This is a genomic window from Streptomyces sp. NPDC043861, from assembly GCF_056435905.1.
The window spans coordinates 595,578-610,379 of the sequence record NZ_JBWKDP010000003.1; the positions used below are offsets into that span (position 1 = coordinate 595,578).

The window sequence follows — 14,802 nt, forward strand, 5'->3', positions numbered from 1 at the left end:
CTGAATGCGGACCGAAGCTGACCGCAAGGCTTTCTACGTTTGTTCCCATGACGAACACGCAGAAGGTCCTTGTCACCGGCGCCACCGGAACCGTCGGCCGCCAGGTCGTCGCCGAACTGCTCGGTCGCGGCCACACCGTCCTGGCCCTCACCCGTGACCCCGCGAAGGCCTCCTTCCCGGAGGGCGTCGAGGTCGTCCGGGGGGACCTCATGGACCCCGCGACCCTGGCCCCGGCGCTCGACGGTGTCACCGGTCTGCATCTGATCACCTTCGGAGGGCCGTACTTCACTCCCCTGGAGACCGGCCCGGAGATCCTTGCGCTCGCCCGCGCGGCGGGTGTCCGCCGCGTCACCGTGCTGCACGGCGGCGGCCCTTCCCTGCTGGAGGACGCCGTACGCGCCGATGACGGACTGGACTGGACCGTGCTCATGCCGGTCGAGTTCATGAGCAACGCCCTGGAGTGGGCGCCCGGCATCGTGACCGGGGGCGAGGTCCGTGAGCCGTTCATCGGCCGGCTCAGTGCCATGGTCCACGAGGGCGACATCGGCGCGGTCGCTGCGGTCGCGCTCACCGAGGAGGGGCACGGCGGCCGGCAGTACGTGATCACCGGACCCGAGCTGCTCACGGTCGCCGACAAGGTGGCCGCGGTCGCCGCGGCCCGCGGCGGCCCGGTCGAGCTCGTCGAACTGACCGAGGAGCAGGCCGTCGAGCAGTGGCGGGCGGCGGGCCATCCGGACGAGGTGATCGGCTTCCTGCTCGAGGCGTACGGAAACACCCCGGAGGTCGGCCGTACGGTCGTCGACACCGTCGAAAGGATCACCGGCCGCCCTGCCCGTGACTTCGCCGGGTGGGCGGCCGAGCATGCGGCCGCATTCCGGGCCTGACCAGGAAGGACACGCGTAGTACCTGAGACGGACGCGGAAGGATCCGCATCCAAGGTGACGACCGCGTCCGTCCGCCCCCTTACCTTGACTGGTGTGACCGACACGGAGACCACGCAGCGCACGACGCTCGCCGACGCCAAGAGCCGCAGCCCCGAGTTCCGCCTGGTCCAGGGCGCGCTCAAGGGGCTGCGCAGGGATCTCTTCCAGGACGCCCTCGCCTACCGGCCCCTGCCGCCGGCGGCACCGGACGGCCCGGTGATACGTCGGCTTCCGGGGCGGCGAATACGGGCCCGTGCCGTGTGGAGCAGGCACGCGCTGGTGGGCTTCGCCGCGTTCATCACCCTCAGCGCCGGCTACACCGTGGCCACGGGTGTGGGCACCGGCCGCAGCGATGTCTTCGCGCTCGCGACCCTCGTACCCGCGGCCGCGGTCGTGATGACGCTGGTCAGGCCTGTCGCCGCGTTCTGGCTGTCGCTCGCCTCCACCCCGTTCGTCTCCGCGCTCGTCTCGGGGTGGGAGGACTGGCCCTGGGCGGTGCCTTCCTTCATCGCCCACCTGGTGGTGCTCACCGTCGTCGCCGCCCGGACCCGGCCCCGCGCCGCCGCCTGGATGTGGGTGCTGACCGGCGTGTACGGGACGTTCGCCGACACCGTGCTGCGCAGGAGCGACTACTACAGCACGGACACCCCGGCGATGCTGACCCTCTCCGCCATGTCCCTGCTCGTCGTGACCGTGCTGCACGTCCGCCGGCAGGCGCAGCAGGAGGTCGCCGTGCAGCAGAGCGTCACCGCCGTCGAGCGCGATCGGCGCACCCTGCTGGAGGAGCGCACCACCATCGCCCGTGAGCTGCACGACGTGGTGGCGCACCACATGTCGGTCGTCGCCATCCAGGCGGAGGCGGCGCCCTACCGGGTGGAGAACCCGCCGCCGGAGCTGGAGCAGGCCTTCGCCACCATCCGCGAGAACGCGGTGGCGGCGCTCACCGAGCTGCGCCGGGTCCTCGGCGTCGTACGGGCCGAGGACTACGAGGCCCCGGACGCGCCGCAGCCGACGCTCGCGGACCTGGACAGGCTGCTGGGCAATGTGCGCGACGCGGGCCTCGACGTGGACCTGGCGATCACGGGCGCGGTGCGCGAACTGCCGCAGGGCGTGGAGTTGTCGGCGTACCGGATCATCCAGGAAGCGCTGAGCAACGCGCTGCGGCACGCACCCGGTGCGCCCGCGAAGGTCGAGGTGTCGTACGTGCTCGGCGGCCTCGGTCTGCGGATCGTCAACGGCCCGGCACAGGGGCTGGTCAAGCCTTCGCCGGGCGCGGGCCACGGCATCACCGGTATGCGGGAGAGGGTGGCGATGCTGAGCGGTGAGATGACCGCGGATCAGACTCAGGACGGCGGCTACGAGGTTGCCGTGTTCCTCCCTGTCGTGAAGGACGAGACCGTATGACCATCCGCGTGCTGATCGTCGACGACCAGGCGATGGTCCGTGAGGGCTTCTCCGTGCTGCTGAACGCGATGCCCGACATCGAGGTGATCGGTGAGGCGGTCAACGGCCGGGAGGCGGTCGCGCAGGTCAACGCCCTGCGCCCGGACGTCGTGCTGATGGACATCCGGATGCCGGAGCTCAACGGCATCGAGGCGACCCGGGAGATCGTCGCGGCGGACGCGGACGCGAAGGTGCTGGTCCTGACGACCTTCGATCTCGATGAGTACGTGTACCAGGCGTTGCGTGCGGGAGCCTCCGGCTTTCTGCTGAAGGACGCCTCGGCGCGGCAGCTCGCGGACGGTGTGCGGGTCGTGGCGGCGGGCGAGGCGCTGCTCGCGCCCACGGTCACACGCCGGCTGATCACCGAGTTCTCCCATATCTCCACGGCACCCCGGACCCCTGCGCTGGCCCAGATCGGCGACCTCACGGAGCGGGAGACGGAGGTTCTGGTGCTGATCGCGCAGGGCCTGTCGAACGCGGAGATCGCCTCGCATCTCGTCGTCGCCGAGTCCACGATCAAGACCCATGTCAGCCGGATCCTGGTGAAGCTGGGCCTGCGGGACCGGACGCAGGCGGCGGTGTTCGCCTACGAGGCGAGGCTGGTCACGCCGTCCTGACAGCGGTGCCCGGCAGCGGCGGTCACCCGGTCAGTGAGGCGGCAGCGGCGCCGGCGGCGGCATGGTCGGCGGGCCGGGCGGGTGCTGCGGCCACACCAGCAGGACCTCGCAGGGTGCGTGATCGACGACGAACCGGGCTGCCGGGCCCAGGCTGTGGGGCCCCGGACGGCCGCGGTCGCCGTCACGGGCGACGACGAGCAGGTCGGCCTCCGCGGCAGCAGTGTTCAGGATCCGTTCCTCCGGGTGCGGCTCGGCCGCGCCCGTGTCGCAGCGGGACGCGTCCTCCCATCGAACCAGGCCCGCCGCCCCACTGCCGCGCGGCCCCACCGGCCGGTAGCGTCCCTGCATGGACGCAGCATCCGCCCCCTCGGCCCCCGCCCTCCCTTTCGAGCCCTGGTCACCCGCGTTCGCCGCCGACCCCTACCCCGCCTACGCGGAGCTCCGCGCACGGGGAAGGGTGCACTGGTTCGAGCCGACCCGGCAGTGGCTCGTGCCGCACTACGCGGATGTGTCGGCTCTGCTGCGTGACCGGCGTCTGGGCCGGACGTATCTGCACCGCTTCACCCATGAGGAGTTCGGGCGCACGCCCCCGCCGGCCGCGCACGAGCCGTTCCACACACTCAACGACCACGGGCTGCTGGACCTCGAGGCCCCCGACCACACCCGGATCAGGCGGCTGGTGACCAAGGCGTTCACGCCGCGGACCGTGCAGGCGCTGGAGCCGACGGTGCGACGGCTGGCGGCGGAGCTGGTGAGGAAGCTGGTGAAGCAGGGCGGCGGTGATCTGCTCGCGGAGGTCGCCGAGCCGCTGCCGGTCGCCGTCATCGCGGAGATGCTGGGAATTCCCGAGGCGGACCGGGGCCCGCTGCGGCCCTGGTCGGCGGACATCTGCGGGATGTACGAGCTGAATCCGTCCGAGGAGACGGCTGCGCGTGCCGTTCGTGCCTCGCTCGAGTTCTCGGCGTATCTGCGGGACTTGATCGCCGAGCGGCGCAAGGCCCCCGCCGAGGATCTGATCTCGGCGCTGATCGCGGCGCACGACGAGGGCGACCGGCTCAGCGAGCAGGAGATGGTGTCCACCTGTGTTCTGCTGCTGAACGCCGGCCACGAGGCGACCGTCAACACCACAGCGAACGGCTGGTGGACGCTCCTTCGCCACCCGGAACAGCTGGCGGCCCTGCGCGCCGACCACTCCCTGCTGTCCACAGCTGTGGAGGAACTGATGCGCTACGACACCCCGCTCCAGCTCTTCGAGCGCTGGGTGCTCGACGACATCGACATCGACGGCACGGTCGTCCCCCGCGGCTCCGAGCTCGCGCTGCTCTTCGGCTCCGCCAACCGGGACCCGGCCCGCTTCGACCGCCCCGACACCCTGGACCTCTCCCGCCCGGACAACCCCCACATCAGCTTCGGCGCCGGCATCCACTACTGCCTGGGTGCACCACTCGCCCGTGTCGAACTGGCCGCGTCCTTCGGGGAACTGCTGCGGGAGGCGCCGGCGATGCGGCTCGCCGCGGAGCCCGAGTGGAAGCCGGGCTTCGTGATCCGGGGGGTACGGGAGCTGCTCGTCGAGCTGTAGTCCGTGGCGGGTGGGGGCCACGGTGCTCCGTGGGTCGGGGCGGGATCGCGCCGACCCCGCTGATGCGCAGGGCCGCCGGGCCCTGCGCGATCGACAGGGCACCCCCGGGTCACAGCACTAGATCCCCATGCGGGCCGCGATCCCGTCCAGTACGCATGCGAGGCCCGTCTCGAACCGCCACTTCGGGTCGTCCTTGTGGGCTGCCTGCCGCAAATAGCGCGCGTACGTCGGATAGCGCCCCGTGCCCATGAGATACGTCATCTGCGGGGCCAGCGCGTGGCGCACGTCCTCCGTGCTGGACCAGCCCTGTCCCGCCATCATCCTCCGCACCGCGACCTCGGCGTATGCCTCGCCCTGCGCGTAGGAGTTGACCGTGCTGAAGACGGCCATCATCGCGTCCTCGTCCAGGCCGAGCCCGTCGAGCGACGCCAGTGCCTGCTCCAGCACGGCGAACCGGTTCGGGGTCAGACTCACGATCGCCTGCTGGGAGGTGAGGTCGGCGAGCCAGGGGTGGGCGAGCACCAGCTCGCGGGTGCCGATGGCGAGGCTGCGCATCGCCCCGCGCCAGTCACCCGTACTCTGCGGCGTCGTCAGGCCGGCATGGACCTGGTCGACCATCAGCTCGAGGACGTCGTCCTTCCCGGACACATAGCGGTACGCCGCCATCGGCGCGACGCCCAGTTCCGTGGCCAGCCTGCGCATCGTCACGGCGCCGAGGCCCTCGGCGTCGGCGATCCGGACAGCTGTGACAGCGATCCGGGCGGGCGTGAGCGATGCGCGCGGAGCGGGCGCCGGGTGCTCGAGCCGCTCCCACAAGGACTTCTTCCGGTCCCTGTCCCTGCCGTCGTCCGCGTCCCGATCGTGCTTGTCCTGATCGTCCCTGTCTTGATTTCGGTCGGCCCGAGCCATGTGTACAACGTATCAGGAGTGGACGACGTACACTCCTTGTGTACGTTGTACGCAAGTCGATACGGTGTATACGTCGATCTTGTGCCGAACCCTGTTACGAGGAGGACCACCCATGCCCGAGAACCGCCTTCGGATCGCGGTCATCGTTGCCAGCACCCGCGAGGGGCGCTTCGCCCCGGTCGTCGCCGACTGGCTGCTCGGCCACCTTGCGGAGCGCGAGGACATGGTCGTCGACCACATAGATCTGGCCACGCTGCCCGCTCTCGGCGGGGCCCCCGCGCCCGGTGTCGAGGAGGAACTCGCCGCCCTCTCGCCCAGGCTGGCCGAGGCCGACGCGTTTGTGATGGTCACGCCGGAGTACAACCACAGCTACCCGGCCCCGCTGAAGGCCGCCATCGACCGGCACAACCAGGAGTGGCACGCGAAGCCGGTCGCCTTCGTCTCGTACGGAGGCGTCTCCGGCGGTCTGCGCGCCGTCGAGCACCTTCGAGGCGTCATGGCCGAGCTGCACGCGGTGACCATCCGTGACTCCGTCAGCTTCCACGGCGCCTGGCAGTGCTTCGACGAGGCGGGGAAGGCGGTGAACCCGGCGAGCGACGCCGCGGCCAAGGGGATGCTCGACCAGCTCGCCTGGTGGGCGCACGCTCTCCGCGAGGCGAGGGCGGTCCGCCCGTACGGGGCCTGACGAACGTGGCCGCGCTCAAGCCACTCGGCATCCTGGGTCTGCTCCTCGGCATGTTCCTGGCCATGCTGGACGGCCTGATCGTGGGCACGGCGCTGCCGGTGATCGTGCGTGATCTCGGCGGGCTCGACGGGCTGTCCTGGGTGGTGACCGCGTATCTCCTCACGGCCGCCGTCGCCACTCCGATCTGGGGCAAGCTCGGTGATCTGTACGGCCGCAAGGGCGCGTTCATGTGCGCGATCGTGCTTTTCCTGGTCGGGTCCGTGCTCTCCGGGCTGGCCGGGTCCATGCCGCAGTTGATCGTGTTCCGTGGGGTGCAGGGCCTCGGGGCGGGCGGGCTGATGGTCGGCGCCCTGGCGATCATCGGCGTACTCGTCCCACCGCGCGAGAGCGGCCGGGTCCAGTCGATGATCGGCGTGATCATGCCGGTTGCCTTTGTCGGCGGCCCCCTGATCGGCGGGCTGCTCACCGATCGTCTGAGCTGGCGCTGGACGTTCTACGTCAATGTGCCGCTCGGTGCCCTTGCGCTGGTCATCGTGGCCGTGGCCGTACCGCTGTGCGGCGAGCGCATCAGGGCGCGGATCGACGTCGCGGGTGCGCTGCTGCTCAGTACGGGGATCCTGGCGCTGACACTGCTCGGCACCTGGGCGGGCACCTCGTACGGCTGGCTGTCGCCGCAGATCCTGGGGCTCGGCGCGGTGGCCGTGGGGAGCCTGGCGTGGTTCGTACGGGTGGAGCGGCGGGCGGTGGAGCCCGTCATCCCGCCCCGTCTCTTCCACGACCGCAACTTCACCCTCGCGCAGGTGCTCAGCTTTCTGACCGGTGCGGTGATGGTCGCGCTCACCACCTATCTGCCGCTCTACCTGCAGTCGGCGCGCGGCGCCTCGTCGACGGAGAGCGGGCTGCTGGTGCTGCCGCTGATGTTCGGCATGCTCGCCGTGCAGCTCGTCACCGGCCGGCTGATCGGCCGCACCGGCCGCTACCGCGTCTACCCGATCGTGGGCGGCGCAGTGACGACCGCAGGCGCGCTGCTCCTCCTGCTGCTCGGCACGGACACGGACAGGGCCCTCGCGTCCGCGCTGACCGTCGTCGTCGGAGCGGGTCTGGGGTTCGTGATGCAGAGCACCATGATCATCACCATGGGCAGCGCCGAGCCACGCGACATGGGAGCGGCCGGCGGTACGGTCACCCTCCTGCGCACCATCGGCGGCTCGCTCGGAGTGGCGCTGCTCGGCGCGGTGTTCGCGAGCCGGGCGGGAACCGCCGGGTCGGCGCCGTCCGCAGTGATCACCGCGGACGGCGTCACGGACGGACTGCACGCCGTGGTGGCCGGCGCGGCCGTGCTCTCGGCCGTGGTCTTCGTGTGCTCCTGGTGGGTCCGCGAGACCCCACTGCGCAGCGGATCCTCCGGACCGCCCGCACCGCGACCGGAGCGCGACGCGGCGCCCCGCTCCGCCACGGAGGGGGTACCGGGCATCTGACGGCGGATTTGTGCCCGCCCGCCCCGCCCGCCCCGGCCGCCCCGGCCGTGTGCCGGGCGGGGCGGGGCGGGCGGGGGCCGGGGGCCGGGTCCGAGGGGACGGGCCCCCGGCCCCCGGCCCTCGGCCCCTCGGACCTCGGCTCCGGCGCCGGACCTCAGGTCGTCAGGTCCCTGCGGCGCAGTCCGCTCAGGCCCGCCACGGCCAGCCCGGCCGCCAGGGCCGTCAGGAACAGGACCGGGGGCCAGTCCATGACGGGTCCCGGGAGCTTCGGGAGGTGACCGAAGGGAGAGAGGTTCAGGACCGCCCGGGGCAGGTCGAGGGCCGGGCCGATCCAGCCGAGCGCCAGGCTCAGACCCGCCACGCCCCACGCCGCCGTCGCCGCCCTGGGGAAGACGCCGTAGAGCAGCAGGGCCAGGGCCGCAGGCGTCCAGACCGCCGGCACCTGCACCAGCACCGCGCCGAGGATCGCCGTCAGGTCCTCGCCATGACCGACAGCCATGCCGACGCCGCTGAGGAGCATGATCAGCACGGCGCCGCCGAAGGCGACGGCCAGATGCCCCCAGGCCCAGCGGACCCGGCCGACGGCGTTCGCGAGGACCGGTTCGGCACGCCCCGAGGTCTCCTCGCCGAGCAGGCGCAGAACGGATCCGACCGCGTACAGCGCGGCCACCATCCCGAACAGCCCGGCCATCGCGGCCAGGAAGGCGTCGGTGAGCGCCGACTGCCCGCCCATCCGCTGGAAGATCTCCCTGGCCTGCTCGTTGTCGCCGACGATGTCGGCCGCGCCGCCGGCCATCCCGCCGAACACGATCCCGGCGAGCAGGAAGCCGGCGCTCCAGCCGAAGAGGGTGCCGCGCTGCAGCCGCCACGCGAGCCCGCCGGCCGTCGCGATCCTTCCCTCGGCAGGGCCCGGCCGGGTCGGCAGGAAGCTCATGCCGATGTCGCGCCTGCCTGCCAGGGCGTACGCGACGAGGCCCTGGGCACCGACGGCAGCGGTGATCAGCAGCAGCACCCACCAGCGTTCGCCGGCGAAGGCCCGTACGTTTTCGGCCCAGCCGACCGGCGACAGCCAGGTCAGCAGGGAGCCGCCGCCCCCCAGGCCGCCGGCCCGGGTGGGTCCCCCGGCCGCCCCCGCGTCACCGGCCGCCCGCAGCACGAACGCCCCCCCGAGTACACCCGCCGTCATGCCCTTGGCGAGCCTGGCACTTTCCGTCAGCTGCGCGATGATCGCCGCCGTCGTGGCGAACAGCATGCCCGTCCCGCCGATCGCGAGCCCGAGGGCGATCGCGCCCGCGGAGCCCTTCCCGGTCAGTCCGGCCGTGACCAGCAGCGCGACCGCCGTGTTGGCGATGACCGCGGTGAGCAGCGCGGCGGTCAGCGGTGCCCGTCGGCCCACCATCGCCGACGACAGCAGCTCCTGACGGCCCGTTTCCTCCTCCTCGCGCGTGTGCCGCACGACGACGACCAGACTCATCACCGCCGCGAGCACCGCCGCGAAGACACCGAACCGCCAGGCGACCAGTGCCCCGATGCTGTCGGCGAACACCGGCCCGTAGATGCTCCTGAGCGAGGTGTTGGCGGACATCGACTCCGCGAGCTGCGCCCGTTCGGCGGCGGTGTCGTACAGGGATTCCAGCGAGCCGACGCCGCTGACGACGATCCCGCCGACCACGACGACCCAGAGCGGCAGCATGATCCGGTCCCGGCGCAGGGCCAGCCTGAGCAGTGTGCCGGTGCCGGCGAACGGCCGGCTCCCGCCGGTCCGTGGGACATGCACCGCACCGGCCCGCGCTGCTGCGGTCATCGCGCCATCGCCCCCTCCGCACGCACGTCGTCCTGGTAGTGACGGAGGAACAGCTCCTCCAGAGTGGGCGGGGTACTGGTCAGCGACCGCACACCCGAATCGGTGAGCGAGCGCAGCACCGCGTCCAGCTTGTCGGTGTCGACCTGGAGCCTGATGTGCCGGCCCCGGATGTCGAGGTCGTGCACGCCGGGCAGCTGCGCGAGTCCGTTGGGAGCGCCCGCGAGCTCGGCGCGCACGCTGGTACGGGTCAGATGGCGCAGCTCCGCGAGCGAGCCGCTCTCCACGGTCCGGCCCTTGCGGATGATGCTGACCCGGTCGCACAGGGCCTCGACCTCGCTCAGCACATGGCTGGAGAGCAGGATGGTCCTGCCGCGCTCGCGTTCCTCGGCCACACAGCTCTGGAAGACCTCCTCCATCAGAGGGTCGAGGCCGCTCGTCGGCTCGTCGAGGACGAGCAGCTCGACGTCGGACGCGAAAGCGGCGACCAGGGCGACCTTCTGCCGGTTTCCCTTGGAGTACGTACGGCCCTTCTTCGTGGGGTCGAGCTCGAAGCGTTCGACCAGCCGGGCCCGCCGGGCCTTGTCGAGCCCTCCGCGCAGCCGGCCGTACAGGTCGATGACCTCGCCGCCGGAGAGATTGCGCCAGAGCGTCACATCGCCGGGGACGTAGGCGACCCTGCGGTGCAGTTCGACAGCGTCCGTCCAGGGGTCGCGGCCGAGCAGCTGTGCGGCGCCGGAGTCGGCACGCAGGAGTCCCAGCAGGACCCGGATGGTGGTGGACTTCCCGGCGCCGTTGGGGCCGAGGAAGCCATGGACCTCACCTGCCCCGACCGTGAGGTCGAGTCCGTCCAGCGCGCAGGTACGCCCGAACGACTTGTGCAGTCCGGCGACCGTGATTGCCTTCGTCATGATTCGGAACGTACGCTACTTTCACAAACTTGTGAAGTTAAGGAAGCGTATAAACTCGGCACGGGTGCGGTGAGACAGGGAGATGATCCGGTGGTGACCGAGCAGACCGCGTACGACGCAGGCGGGGGCCGTGACGAACAGGCGGTGTCCGACTTCGTCGAACGGTTCGCCGCGCAGCTCGTCGAGGCGGGCATGACCCGCATGCCTGCCCGTGTCTTCGCCGCGATCCTCGCCAGCGACGACGGCGTCATGACCTCCGCGGAGCTGGGCGAGCAGCTCAAGGTCAGCCCGGCCGCGGTCTCCGGAGCGATCCGCTATCTCTCCCAGGTCGACATGGTCTCCCGCGAACGCGAACCGGGCTCACGCCGCGACCGCTACCGCGTCCACAGCAACCAGTGGTACGAGGCCATGACCAACCGCGACAACGTCCTCAAGCGCTGGGAGAGCACCTTCCGCCAAGGCGTCACCAAGCTCGGTCCGCAGACCCCGGCGGGGCGCAGACTCGCCGAGACGCTCGAGTTCTTCGAGTTCATGGAGAAGGAGCTGGCCGGGATGATGCACCGCTGGCGCGAACACCGCGAGCGCGTCTTCGGCGCCGGCTGACCGCTCGCATGCCCGGGCTTGACCCTCGACCTGGTGGAAGGCCCAGAGTCCTGGTCGTGGAGGAAGAGATGCGAAGCATCGGCGAAATGGCCCGGGACAGCGGCCTGGGTGCGAGCACCCTGAGGTTCTACGACGGCGCGGGTGTGCTGGTTCCCGCCCGGGTGGATCCGGTGAGCGGCTACCGGTGGTACGGCTCCGGGCAGCTCGAGGAGGCCCGGCTGCTGGCCCGGCTGCGCCGGGTGGGCATGCCGCTGACCGACATCCGTCTGGTGCTGGCCGGCTGGTCCGGCGGGGACACCGTACTCGTGCGGAAGCTCCTGGAGGCGCATCTGAGCCGCCTGGAGCTCGGGCTGTCCGATGCCCGCAGCGAGTTCTCCACGGTCCGAGCGCTACTCGAACACAGGGAGAACCCCATGACTCCGTCCCACCCCATCAGTGCCCGTGTGACCGTCCCGGCCGCGGAACTGGCCGCGGCGCTGGACGCCGTCCGATTCGCCGCCGGCGGGGGCGCCGAGCTGCCGATGCTCGCCGGTGTGCTCTTCGACATCGAGGGCGGGACGCTCCATGTCGTGGCGACCGACCGTTACCGGATGGCTGTCGCCCGAACCGTGGCCGACGGCCATGACGCCTCCCGTGTGCAGGTCACGGTCCCCACGGCGCTCGTCGACGCGATGCGGGCGCTGCTGGGCGACGAGGCGGGGACCGCGCTGTTCACGGTGGAGGGCGAGCGGGTGACCCTGGAGACGGACGGCCGTCAGGCGGCCGGCCGGAGCCTCGGCCATGGGTTCCCGGACTATCGGCGCCTGGTACGCCTTCCGGCGGGACGACGAGTCACCGTCGATGTCCCCGGACTCCGTGCGGCGGTGCAGACCGGGCCCGTCCGCGAGGGCGAGGTGCGTGAGCAGGACGGCGTCCCGTTCGACCTCACGGTGCTCACGCTGACGGCCGACGGCACGGTCGTGGTGTCCGATGACGGCTCCGACGGGCAGGACCATGTCGCGGTCAACCGTGACTTCCTGCTGCAGGCCCTCGCGGCAGGTGCCGACGACCGGCTGCTGCTGGAAGTGGGCGGTCCCACCGCGCCCCTGGCGATCCGTCGGCCCGCCACCGAGGACGCGTTCTCGCTGCTGATGCCGGTCCGCCTGGACGGATGAGCGGTCCGCCTGGACGGATGAGCGGTCCGGGTGCGCGTGGCCGACGGGTGCCGGCGCCACTCGGTCCGGCGCCACTCCGTCCGGCGTCCGGCGTCCGCCGGACGTGCCCGCCGACCGGGCCTGACCGGGGAAGCGGACGGTGGTCCGCGCGTCCGCGCGACGGCGGATGTCCGGGCCGGGGGGTGGATGCCCCGGCGGGGCCGGACGTGGACGGTGATCCACGGGACAGTCCCTACGAGGCGGCCGGCAGGGTCAGCGACCATGCGCTGCGGCGGAGGGTCCAGGTCCGGTGCCGGACCGGACCGGTGATCCGCGCGTCCGCGCGGTAGCGGAAATCCGGACCGGACACCGTCACCGTCTCGGCCAGGGTGTGGAGGACCTCCTCGCCGGCGTGGCGGAGGATCGTCACCTCGGCGGCGCCGTCGGCCGCGCGGACGCGGACATCCTCGACCGGGTCGTCCAGATCGCTGAGGCGGACGCCGTCCGCCTCGACACGGAGACGGTGGGTGCGCGTCGCCGGCCCTGCGGGCGCGGGGCGGACGAGGGTGCGGACCAGGGAGCGGCAGGTGTGCCAGACCGATGCCGTCTGCGGGATGGAGGACGGCGACGCCGATGCGGGGATACGCACATGACCCAGCACCACCCCGTCGCTGTCGTCCACCAGCAGATCCAGCGAGTGGGCCACTCCGTCCAGCACCGCCCTCGCCGCGGTCACCGCGTCCGTCGGCACGCCCAGCGACCTGGCCAGGTCCACCGACGCACCGCTCCCGACGGGCACCAGCGACAGTGCACCGTCGGCGAGCTCCCGTCCCCGGTGCAGGGCGTCGACGGCGCGCAGCAGCGCACGGTCGTCACCGACCACGACAGGGCTCCGTGAACCCCTCCTGGCCAGGGCCCGGGAAAATTCCTCGTGCCCGTCGGGCAGGCAGATCTTCGCCGCAGCCCCGGCGCACAGCACATCCTTCACGATTCGAACGGACTCGCCGTCAATACGGCGGGCGACCGGGTCGATGACCACCAGGAGCTGGTCGTGAGCCGACACCTCGGTCCTTCCTCGGGTAGCATCTTTGTGCAAGAGCCCCTTGCGCTATTGCGCCAGGGGCTTCGTCTATTCCGGGGCACACCGGGTTGGCGGCTCAGCCCCCTGACCTTGGACATGCCCCGCCCGGAAGGGGTGTACGCCTGTGCCCGCACTTGTGCTGCTCGGTGCTCAGTGGGGTGACGAGGGCAAGGGAAAGGCCACCGACCTCCTCGGTGGATCCGTGGATTATGTGGTGCGTTACCAGGGCGGCAACAACGCCGGCCACACGGTCGTGGTCGGCGACCAGAAGTATGCGCTCCACCTCCTCCCTTCCGGAATCCTCTCGCCGGGGTGCACCCCGGTCATCGGCAACGGAGTCGTCGTCGACCCGGCGGTCCTGCTCTCCGAGCTGAGCGGGCTGAACGAGCGCGGCGTGGACACGTCCAAGCTCCTGATCAGCGGAAACGCCCATCTCATCACCCCGTACAACGTCACCCTCGACAAGGTGACGGAACGGTTCCTCGGTAAGCGCAAGATCGGCACCACGGGCCGCGGCATCGGGCCGACGTACGCGGACAAGATCAACCGCGTCGGCATCCGGGTCCAGGACCTGTACGACGAGTCGATCCTGACGCAGAAGGTCGAGGCGGCGCTGGAGCAGAAGAACCAGCTCCTCGCCAAGGTCTTCAACCGCCGCGCGATCGAGGCGGAGGGGATCGTCGAGGAGATGCTCCAGTACGCGGAGCAGATCAAGCCGTACGTCGCCGACACCACGCTGATCCTGAACAACGCCATCGACGAGGGCAAGGTCGTCCTCTTCGAGGGCGGCCAGGGCACCCTGCTCGACGTCGACCACGGCACGTACCCCTTCGTCACCTCCTCGAACCCGACCGCCGGCGGTGCCTGCACCGGTGCCGGCGTCGGCCCGACGAAGATCAGCCGTGTCATCGGCATCCTCAAGGCGTACACCACCCGCGTCGGGGCCGGTCCGTTCCCGACCGAGCTCTTCGACGACGACGGCGAGGCACTGCGCCGCATCGGCGGCGAGCGTGGCGTCACCACCGGCCGTGACCGCCGCTGCGGCTGGTTCGACGCGGTCATCGCCCGCTACGCGACCCGCGTCAACGGCCTGACCGACTTCTTCCTGACCAAGCTGGACGTGCTGACCGGCTGGGAGCAGATCCCGGTCTGTGTCGCGTACGAGATCGACGGCAAGCGGGTCGAGGAGCTGCCGTACTCGCAGACCGACTTCCACCACGCGAAGCCGGTGTACGAGTACCTGCCGGGCTGGTCCGAGGACATCACCAAGGCGAAGACCTTCTCGGACCTGCCGAAGAACGCGCAGGGTTACGTCAAGGCGCTGGAGGAGATGTCCGGCGCCCCGATCTCGGCGATCGGCGTCGGCCCGGGCCGTACCGAGACGATCGAGATCAACTCCTTCCTGTAGGACGGCAGGCAGCGCAAGGAGCGGCTCGTGGGACACCGGTCCCACGAGCCGCTCCGGCGTCTCGGCCCTCCCCGCACACCCGCAGCCCCTTCGGCAGCACCCGGCGGATTCCCCTGCGTGCGGATGTCGGGCTGGAGGAGCGGTCCGTGGGGCCGGTGTGGGGCGATGCGGTTGCCCTGGGCGCGGGCGCCGTGGGCGACGGAGGGGGCTTCTCTGCCGTGGCCGAGCAGC

13 protein-coding genes and 1 pseudogene are annotated in these 14,802 nt (G+C 71.3%); 9 read left to right on the plus strand and 5 right to left on the minus strand.

The genetic code is table 11. The features are described from left to right. The first annotated feature begins 47 nt into the window (after positions 1-47). From AC068D_RS10345 to AC068D_RS10355, 3 genes are all read left to right on the plus strand, one after another. On the plus strand, positions 48-884 hold the full coding sequence (locus AC068D_RS10345) for an SDR family oxidoreductase (protein WP_478822522.1): 837 nt from the start codon (positions 48-50) through the stop codon (positions 882-884). Positions 885-968: 84 nt separating this feature from the next. Further along, positions 969-2,327, plus strand: coding sequence for a sensor histidine kinase (locus AC068D_RS10350; protein WP_478822628.1), 1,359 nt, complete (start codon positions 969-971; stop codon positions 2,325-2,327). Then, positions 2,324-2,983, plus strand: a complete 660-nt coding sequence (locus tag AC068D_RS10355; RefSeq protein WP_478822523.1) for a response regulator — start codon at positions 2,324-2,326, stop codon at positions 2,981-2,983. The genes AC068D_RS10350 and AC068D_RS10355 overlap by 4 nt, the downstream gene beginning before the upstream one ends. A 30-nt stretch (positions 2,984-3,013) precedes the next feature. On the opposite strand, the pseudogene AC068D_RS10360 reads toward AC068D_RS10355, so the two are convergent. After that, a pseudogene (locus AC068D_RS10360) lies at positions 3,014-3,220 on the minus strand (universal stress protein); the annotation flags it as partial. A gap of 109 nt (positions 3,221-3,329) precedes the next feature. Here AC068D_RS10360 and AC068D_RS10365 point away from each other — a divergent pair. Further along, positions 3,330-4,562: a cytochrome P450 gene (locus tag AC068D_RS10365; protein ID WP_478822524.1), complete on the plus strand. Its 1,233-nt coding sequence runs from the start codon at positions 3,330-3,332 to the stop codon at positions 4,560-4,562. Positions 4,563-4,679: 117 nt separating this feature from the next. Here AC068D_RS10365 and AC068D_RS10370 read toward each other — a convergent pair whose 3' ends face one another. Beyond that, positions 4,680-5,471, minus strand: a complete 792-nt coding sequence (locus AC068D_RS10370; RefSeq protein WP_478822525.1) for a TetR/AcrR family transcriptional regulator — start codon at positions 5,469-5,471, stop codon at positions 4,680-4,682. A gap of 112 nt (positions 5,472-5,583) precedes the next feature. On the opposite strand from AC068D_RS10370, the gene AC068D_RS10375 reads away from it, so the two are divergent. Both AC068D_RS10375 and AC068D_RS10380 read left to right on the plus strand, forming a co-directional pair. Next, positions 5,584-6,156 (plus strand): NADPH-dependent FMN reductase, encoded by a 573-nt coding sequence (locus tag AC068D_RS10375; RefSeq protein ID WP_478822526.1) that lies wholly within the window; start codon positions 5,584-5,586, stop codon positions 6,154-6,156. A 5-nt stretch (positions 6,157-6,161) separates the two neighbouring features. Further along, positions 6,162-7,634: an MDR family MFS transporter gene (locus AC068D_RS10380; RefSeq protein ID WP_478822527.1), complete on the plus strand. Its 1,473-nt coding sequence runs from the start codon at positions 6,162-6,164 to the stop codon at positions 7,632-7,634. Between the two features lie 154 nt (positions 7,635-7,788). Here AC068D_RS10380 and AC068D_RS10385 read toward each other — a convergent pair whose 3' ends face one another. Together AC068D_RS10385 and AC068D_RS10390 are read right to left on the minus strand one after the other, a co-directional pair. Further along, positions 7,789-9,438, minus strand: a complete 1,650-nt coding sequence (locus tag AC068D_RS10385; protein ID WP_478822528.1) for an ABC transporter permease — start codon at positions 9,436-9,438, stop codon at positions 7,789-7,791. Then, entirely contained in the window at positions 9,435-10,346 is a 912-nt protein-coding gene (locus AC068D_RS10390; protein WP_478822529.1) for an ABC transporter ATP-binding protein, read from the minus strand. Before AC068D_RS10390 ends, AC068D_RS10385 begins: the two co-directional genes overlap by 4 nt. A gap of 90 nt (positions 10,347-10,436) precedes the next feature. Between AC068D_RS10390 and AC068D_RS10395 the strand changes: the two genes are divergently transcribed. Together AC068D_RS10395 and AC068D_RS10400 are read left to right on the plus strand one after the other, a co-directional pair. After that, positions 10,437-10,949 (plus strand): GbsR/MarR family transcriptional regulator, encoded by a 513-nt coding sequence (locus tag AC068D_RS10395; protein ID WP_478822530.1) that lies wholly within the window; start codon positions 10,437-10,439, stop codon positions 10,947-10,949. A 68-nt stretch (positions 10,950-11,017) separates the two neighbouring features. Then, positions 11,018-12,103: a DNA polymerase III subunit beta family protein gene (locus AC068D_RS10400; protein ID WP_478822531.1), complete on the plus strand. Its 1,086-nt coding sequence runs from the start codon at positions 11,018-11,020 to the stop codon at positions 12,101-12,103. 232 nt (positions 12,104-12,335) lie between these two features. Here the strand turns inward: AC068D_RS10400 and AC068D_RS10405 are convergent, their stop codons facing one another. After that, on the minus strand, positions 12,336-13,145 hold the full coding sequence (locus AC068D_RS10405) for a diacylglycerol kinase family protein (protein WP_478822532.1): 810 nt from the start codon (positions 13,143-13,145) through the stop codon (positions 12,336-12,338). A 142-nt stretch (positions 13,146-13,287) separates the two neighbouring features. Between AC068D_RS10405 and AC068D_RS10410 the strand changes: the two genes are divergently transcribed. Then, on the plus strand, positions 13,288-14,571 hold the full coding sequence (locus AC068D_RS10410) for an adenylosuccinate synthase (protein WP_478822533.1): 1,284 nt from the start codon (positions 13,288-13,290) through the stop codon (positions 14,569-14,571). Positions 14,572-14,802: the final 231 nt, after the last annotated feature.